The 6,683-nt window shown below is 69.7% G+C and carries 5 protein-coding genes and 4 pseudogenes; 6 read left to right on the top strand and 3 right to left on the bottom strand.

Going from position 1 to position 6,683, the window contains the following annotated elements; genetic code table 11:
• Positions 1-189 (bottom strand): annotated as a pseudogene (locus J1C73_RS15330) (ISAzo13 family transposase); the annotation flags it as partial.
• Positions 190-410: 221 nt separating this feature from the next.
• Here J1C73_RS15330 and J1C73_RS15335 point away from each other — a divergent pair.
• Positions 411-881 carry a hypothetical protein gene (locus J1C73_RS15335; protein ID WP_207316864.1) on the top strand — a complete coding sequence of 157 codons (471 nt, stop codon included), beginning with the start codon at positions 411-413 and terminating at the stop codon, positions 879-881.
• Between the two features lie 431 nt (positions 882-1,312).
• On the opposite strand, the pseudogene J1C73_RS15340 reads toward J1C73_RS15335, so the two are convergent.
• Positions 1,313-1,510, bottom strand: a pseudogene (locus J1C73_RS15340) (ISAs1 family transposase); the annotation flags it as partial.
• Between the two features lie 161 nt (positions 1,511-1,671).
• On the opposite strand from J1C73_RS15340, the gene ggt reads away from it, so the two are divergent.
• Positions 1,672-3,468, top strand: coding sequence for a gamma-glutamyltransferase (ggt, locus tag J1C73_RS15345; RefSeq protein ID WP_207316865.1), 1,797 nt, complete (start codon positions 1,672-1,674; stop codon positions 3,466-3,468).
• A gap of 145 nt (positions 3,469-3,613) precedes the next feature.
• Positions 3,614-4,434 (top strand): annotated as a pseudogene (locus tag J1C73_RS15350) (glycoside hydrolase family 75 protein).
• 6 nt (positions 4,435-4,440) lie between these two features.
• On the opposite strand, the gene map reads toward J1C73_RS15350, so the two are convergent.
• Entirely contained in the window at positions 4,441-5,208 is a 768-nt protein-coding gene (map, locus tag J1C73_RS15355; protein WP_207316866.1) for a type I methionyl aminopeptidase, read from the bottom strand.
• Between the two features lie 41 nt (positions 5,209-5,249).
• Here map and J1C73_RS15360 point away from each other — a divergent pair, with 41 nt between their 5' ends.
• The 3 genes and pseudogenes from J1C73_RS15360 to J1C73_RS15370 all read left to right on the top strand — a co-directional run.
• Positions 5,250-5,519 (top strand): helix-turn-helix domain-containing protein, encoded by a 270-nt coding sequence (locus J1C73_RS15360; protein ID WP_123463870.1) that lies wholly within the window; start codon positions 5,250-5,252, stop codon positions 5,517-5,519.
• A gap of 84 nt (positions 5,520-5,603) precedes the next feature.
• Positions 5,604-5,984, top strand: a complete 381-nt coding sequence (locus J1C73_RS15365) for a PPOX class F420-dependent oxidoreductase (RefSeq protein WP_207316867.1) — start codon at positions 5,604-5,606, stop codon at positions 5,982-5,984.
• 169 nt (positions 5,985-6,153) lie between these two features.
• Positions 6,154-6,683 (top strand): annotated as a pseudogene (locus J1C73_RS15370) (hypothetical protein); the annotation flags it as partial.

The raw sequence follows: 6,683 nt of genomic DNA on the forward strand, positions 1-6,683 counted from the left end.
CCCCAACGGCGCCTCCCCGGACTCCAGTTCAGTTACCCCGCGCGAGACGTTGCCCTCACGCACCCCGGCCGCACGGGCGACAAGCCTGATCCCGCCGTGTCCCAGCGACCGCGCCTCCGCCCCTATGACCAGCCGACGCTGGCGCTCGTCCAAGTGCGGGAACAACGCCTGGAACTTCGCCGTCAGCATCGAATCGGCCCCCTCCGGAATCCCCAGACCACAACAACGAGGCACGATCCCGGAAGCGACGGCTTGTTTCCCGGCAAGCCCTTAACTACCCGGCTTTGGGTCAAGGCCCTACCTCCAGGGTGAGCGGCGTGCCGCCACCTCCAGCCACTCATGATCTATCTGTGACAGGCAACCGCAGGTTATGATCACGACCGACCCATGCGGACATCCGCCATGTAGTAGTGCAGAAGCAGAAGTTGAGGAATCCAGTGAAGTTCATTCAGAGGGCTACCACGCTGCTCGCCGCGACCACCCTGGCCGCCGGTGCGACGCTCGTGGCCGGCGCCAGCCCCGCGAGCGCCGCATCGATCACGTTCAGCACCTCGTCCGGGGACGGTTGGGGTCAGATCGTGGTTCTCAGAGACGGCAAGCATGCTGGCTATATGTACTGGAACGCCGACCCGATACCGGAGCTGGGCTGGCCCGGGGATGCGTTCAACGTGACTGACGGCCTGGACGATGGTTACGGTATCGAGGGGCATCTCGATAGCGGGACCGTCCACCGCATTGCCACCACGCGGGGCCATTCTTCCCCGTACGAGAGCCCGTGGACGACCGGCAATATTCCGGAGGGGGAGAGCGTCCTCCTTAGTGTCTGCTACGTGAAGGGCACCTCTTCCACCTGCTCTAAGACCCTGGTCGGGCATGCGTGAGATCACACGGTGACGTGGGTGCACGGCGTATAGCTGCATGAATCACTCGCAAGGTGCTCGAAGGCCCCGCCATCATCGGTTTCGGTGAGAGCGGGGCCTTTCCGTGTGCGCTGGCAGCTCAGGCATGATCGCCGTGACCCCGGTGGCATGGCCCTGCCTCATACCGAAGGACGGCGGCCCCGGTCGAACGGGCGAGCGGTACCAGGGCGATACGCGTCGGGTACCGCGGCGCCCCAGGTCGCTACCGACGTGGAGTAGGGAGCGCGTCCAATCGTGACTGTTTGCGGGATTCGCCCTCATGGCGGTCGCCGATCCGGTAGATCGACTTGTATGACGCGAGTGCAACTGTCGTACCAGGAGTGGGAGTTCATCGAGCCGTACCCCCCCGCGATGTGCCAGGGCTCCGGCGAGTGCCTTGGATGTCTGGTTGATCATGTGATGCCATAGAGCGCGAGGACGCGGTGGCGTTCCGTGTGGGCTCGGCGTCCGGCGGCGGTGTTGATGTACCCGGCGAGTTTGAGCGCGCCGCGGATCAGGTCGCGGATCGCGGCCAATACGGCGGGCGTGTTATGGGTCCTGACCTGGGATTTGCCTTCGCTGAAGACGACGTCGCGTACCCAGTGGGCGGTGTATGATGCCGGCGGCTATCACGCCCAGCACACGATGTTGCGTACGTCGTCAGTCATGGGCGGGCATGTTAGCGGGCATTCGGCCTCAAGTCCGAGGCGGACCTGACGGGGTGGCCCGGGCGGCGCTACCCTGCGCGGACGATCCTTCACTGGAGGTGCGCATGCGACGTTCTGTCGCGCGGAATGTGTCGTTCTTAGGTGTTCTCGCCGCAGTGGTGTCGGTCGGGGCGGCAGCCCCGTCCTCGTCCGCACCGGCGGCCAAGTCCCCTGTCGCGGTGGGATACGGGGGAGCGGTCTCCAGCGTCGACGCCGACGCGACCGCCGCCGGCATCGAGGTGCTCCGCAAGGGCGGCAACGCGGCGGACGCGGCGGTGGCGACCGCAGCGGCACTCGGGGTGACCGAGCCGTACTCGGCGGGGCTGGGCGGTGGTGGCTACTTCGTCCACTACGACGCCAGTACCCGTACCGTGCAGACCATCGACGGCCGTGAGACCGCACCGCGCAGCGCGGACTCCTCGCTCTTCATGGAGAACGGGAAGCCGCTCGCCTTCGAGGACGCCGTCACCAGCGGGCTCGGCGTCGGTACGCCCGGCACCCCCGCCACCTGGGAGACCGCACTCGACACCTGGGGGAGCAAATCGCTCCGGCAGGTACTGAATCCGGCCGAACGCCTGGCCCGGGACGGCTTCGTCGTCGACAGCACCTTCCGTTCCCAGACCGAGGGCAACCAGGCCAGGTTCGCCGACTTCCCGGCGACCAGGAAGCTCTTCCTGCCCGGCGGTCAACTGCCCGTTGTCGGATCGGTGTTCAAGAATCCTGATCTGGCGCGCACCTATGAGGAGGTCGCCCGCTCGGGCCTCGACGAGATCTACCGGGGCAAGCTGGCCGAGGACATCGTGCGGACGGTACGCAATCCGCCCGTCGACCCCAAGTCCTCCCGGGTGGTGCGGCCGGGCGACCTGACCACGAAGGACCTGCGCTCCTACCGGGCGTTGCGGCAGGCGCCGACGCAGACCGGATACCGCGGGCTCGACGTCTACGGCATGGCGCCGTCCTCCTCCGGTGGTACGACGGTGGGCGAGGCCCTCAACATCCTTGAGAACAAGGATCTTTCGAAGGCGAGCGAGGCGCAGTATCTGCATCGCTACATCGAGGCGAGCCGGATCGCGTTCGCCGACCGAGGGCGCTGGGTCGGCGACCCGAAGTTCGAGGACGTGCCGACGAGGGAGCTGCTCAGCCAGCGGTTCGCCGACTCGCGGGAGTGCCTGATCAAGGACGACGCGGTGCTGACCAGCCCGCTCGCGCCGGGCGACCCCCGTCATCCGGCCGACTGCGCCACCGGCGGGAAGGCCGCGCCGACGACGTACGAGGGGGAGAACACCACTCACCTGACGACCGCCGACAAGTGGGGCAACGTCGTCGCGTACACGCTGACGATCGAGCAGACCGGCGGCAGCGGCATCACGGTGCCGGGGCGCGGCTTCCTGCTCAACAACGAGCTGACGGACTTCTCGTTCGCGCCCGCCGACCCGGCCGTCCACGACCCGAACCTGCCGGGTCCGGCCAAGCGGCCGCGGTCGTCGATCTCGCCGACCATCGTGCTGAAGCACGGACAGCCCGTGCTGGCGCTGGGTTCGCCGGGCGGTGCCACGATCATCACGACCGTGCTGCAGTCGCTGATCGGCAGGGTCGACCGGGGGCTTTCGCTGGTGGACGCCATCGCGGCGCCCCGTGCCAGCCAGCGCAACGCCGCGATGACGGAGCTCGAACCGGGACTGTGGAACAGCCCGGTGCGGGCGCAGCTCGAAGCCCTGGGGCATGTCTTCAAGCCGAACCCGGAGATCGGGGCGGCGACCGGTGTGCAGCGGCTGCCGGACGGGCGATGGCTCGCGGCCGCCGAGACGGAGCGACGGGGCGGCGGTTCGGCGATGGTGGTGACGCCGAGCGGACGGTCCTGATCGGACGTCGACAGCCGTACGGGAGGGGCCGGCCCACCGCGGGGGAGTCGCGGTGGGCCGGCCCTGTGGCCTTGACGCGGACATGACGCGGGAGCATCTTGGCATCTCGGTAAGGAAACTTTCCTAATAGAAGGGCACCCCCACCATGCGTATGCGAACGCTTGCCCTCGCCGCAGCCTCCGGCGCCGCTCTGCTCGCGGCCGGATCGCTGACACAGGTCGCCCCGAGCGGCTCCCCCTCCACCTCCCCCTACGCGGCTCCCGCGGCAGCACGGAACGCGCACCCGGGCGTGGTGCGCCTCGCGCCCGTCGCCCACGCCGCCCGGCTGTCCGACGACGGCCCCTCCGACGGCGCCGATTCCACGGCGGACGGTATCAAGGAGGGCTCCGTCAGCGCGGCCGACCTGCTGGCCAAGGTCTCGTCCTGTTCGCAGATCTCGAACGGCAAATACCGTACGGACGAGGAGACGTCGGCCACGGTCCCGGTCTGCGGCAAGAACGGTGCCGTGTTCTGGAAGGCCGACATGGACATCGACTGCGACGGGCAGGTCACCACCGCCTGCAACGCGGACACCGACCCGTGGTTCCAGGACGACACGGCGTTCCACACCTCGGGGGACAAGCCGCTGAGCGCGGAGAAGCTGCCGTACGTCGTCGTGCCGAGCAGCAGCGGCATCTGGAACTACAGCAGCGCCGGGATCAAGGGCGGCGGTGTCGTCGCCGTCATCTACGGCGGCAAGGTGGAGTACGCCGTCGTCGGCGACACCGGCCCCGACAAGATAATCGGCGAGGCCTCGTACGCACGGCGAAGGCCCTCGGGATCGACCCCGATCCGGAGACCGGCGGCACCGAGTCCGGCGTCACGTACATCCTGTTCAAGAACTCCGAGGTGTCGCCGATCGAGAGCCACGACGCGGCCGTGACCGCCGGGGACGCCCTCGCCAGGAAGTTCCTGCAGAACAACTGAGGGCTGTCACAGAGCGGTCAGGATCCTGGGTCCGTCGTCCGTGATCGCCACCGTGTGCTCGGCGTGGGCGGCCCTGCTGCCGTCGGACGTGCGCAGCGTCCAGCCGTCCCGGTCGGTGTGGAACGCGTCCAGGCCGCCGCCGAGCAGCATCGGTTCGATGGCCAGCACCATGCCGTGCCGCAACGGCATCCCGCGGCCCGGGCGTCCCTCGTTGGGGACGCCCGGGTCCTCGTGCATGGACCGGCCCACGCCGTGGCCGCCGAACCCCTCCAGGATGCCGTAGCCGGCCGTGCGGCAGATCCGGCCGATCGCGTGCGCGATGTCACCGATCCGGTTGCCGACGACGGCCGCCGCGATGCCCGCTTCCAGCGCCGCGAACGCCGTCTCGATCAGCCGGGTGTCCGCGGGCCGGGCGCGGCCGACGGTGAAGCTGATCGCCGAGTCCCCGACCCAGCCGTCGAGCGTCGCGCCCGCGTCGATGCTTACCAGATCGCCGTCGCGCAGCCGCAGGTCGGTCGGGATTCCGTGCACGACCGCGTCGTTGACGGACGTGCAGATCACACCGGGGAACGGGACCGGGGCGAAGTCCGGCCGGTAGTTCAGGAACGGTGACCCGGCGCCCGCCTCGCGCAGGACGCCGCGGGCCACCTCGTCGAGTTCGCGCAGTGTGACGCCGACCGCCGCCGCGTCGCGGGTGGCCGCCAGTACCTGCGCCACGACCCGGCCGGCCTCGCGCATGGCTTCGATGGATGTGTCTGTCTTGAGTTGCACCATGCCAATTACTATACCGGTTCAAGCGGTATTAGAATGACGGCATGGTACGAACGCCCCTGACCCCCGAAGAGCACCTGCGCGGCGAGCGGCTCGGCCGCCTGCTCCGTGAGGCGCGCGGCCGCCGCAGCATGGTCGACATCGCCGGCAGTGCCGGAATCTCGGCCGAGACGTTGCGCAAGATCGAGACCGGACGCGCGCCCACCCCCGCCTTCTTCACCGTCGCGGCACTGGCCGGCGCGCTCGGCCTCTCGATGGACGAACTGCTCCTGCGGTGCGCCCCGGAGCCGGACGTCGTCCCACTGGCCGGGTAGCGGTCACGGCAGCGGCCGGGGGTGTGCCGGGAAAGCCCCGGTCGCGTCGTGAACCCCGCTCGCGCGGTGCGTAGGGTTGCGCCCATGAGCCTTCAGGAGTTCGCCCGGAGCGAGTACGTCAGCCTCACCACGTACCGGAAGAACGGCACGTCCGTCGCCACACCGGTCTGGGCGGCCGTCGACGGGGACGAGCTCCTCATCTGGACCAAGGCCGACTCGTGGAAGGTCAAGCGGCTGCGCAACGACAGCCGCGTCCTCGTCACCGTCTGCGACGCCCGCGGCCGGATCGCGCAGGGCGCCCCGAGCGCCGAGGGGACCGGCCGGCTGCTCGATGCCAAGGGTACGGACGCCGTGCGCCGGGCCATCGGCCGCAAGTACACCTGGAAGTACTGGCTGCTGGACTACCCGGCGATGATCTTCCGGCTCGGCAAGCGGCCGCACACCGGGATCGCCGTCACCTTCTGAGCCCCGGACGCCCGCCTTCGCGGGGGCGCTCGCGAAGGCGGGCGTGCGCGAAGGCGGGCGTGCGCCGCTCGCACCCGGGACGAAAAGAGTGCGTAGCCGTCCCGTAACACATCTGCGGTCGAATGCCTGCGGACTGGAAGGTTCCAGCCGACGGCGGCCGAGGGCGACGGTGACGGTGCATCAACATGCGGTGTCCACAAGTGAGTTCGCGCGGTATTTGCGCCATCTGACGCAGCTGCTCGATCCTGCGCGGGGCTGGTACGGCGTCTTCTGCGGACGTGATCCGGAAGGGATGCGGGCCTGTCTGGAGGGCGCCGAGATCCCGCCCTGGGATGTGATGGAGTCGCTCTTCTCGGATCTCGCGACGGTGCGTGGCGCCGTGTTCGCCGAGCTGGAGTCGGTGCGCGCGGCCGAGCTCTTCGCCGCCGCGGCCGCGGCCCACGACCGCCGTCCCGGCGGGCGGCGGCAGCTCGTGGAACGGCTGGAGCTGATGCTGCGGGAGCAGGCGCACGCCGCCCGGCGGCTGCGTACGGCCCACGCGGGCGGCGAGGCGGGCGCGGTGGACGCCGAGTCGGCCGCCTGGGCCCGCGACGACCACGAACGCGCCTCGGCCCGCTGCACGGAGCTGCGCCGACGGCTGTCGGCGGTGGCGGTGCCCGCGGGCTGGTTCCGCGAGGAGGCGGACTCCGTGGCCGGTGC

This window comes from Streptomyces laculatispora, assembly GCF_017353455.1.
In the GTDB taxonomy this organism is placed as follows: Bacteria; Actinomycetota; Actinomycetes; order Streptomycetales; family Streptomycetaceae; genus Streptomyces; species Streptomyces laculatispora.

Bases quoted from the DNA above. Each gene is read 5' to 3' on its own strand.
- ggt (WP_207316865.1), top strand. From the start codon at position 1,672: ATGCGACGTTCTGTCGCGCGGAATGTGTCGTTCTTAGGTGTTCTCGCC.
- map (WP_207316866.1), bottom strand. From the start codon at position 5,208: ATGGTGCAACTCAAGACAGACACATCCATCGAAGCCATGCGCGAGGCC.
- J1C73_RS15360 (WP_123463870.1), top strand. From the start codon at position 5,250: ATGGTACGAACGCCCCTGACCCCCGAAGAGCACCTGCGCGGCGAGCGG.
- J1C73_RS15365 (WP_207316867.1), top strand. From the start codon at position 5,604: ATGAGCCTTCAGGAGTTCGCCCGGAGCGAGTACGTCAGCCTCACCACG.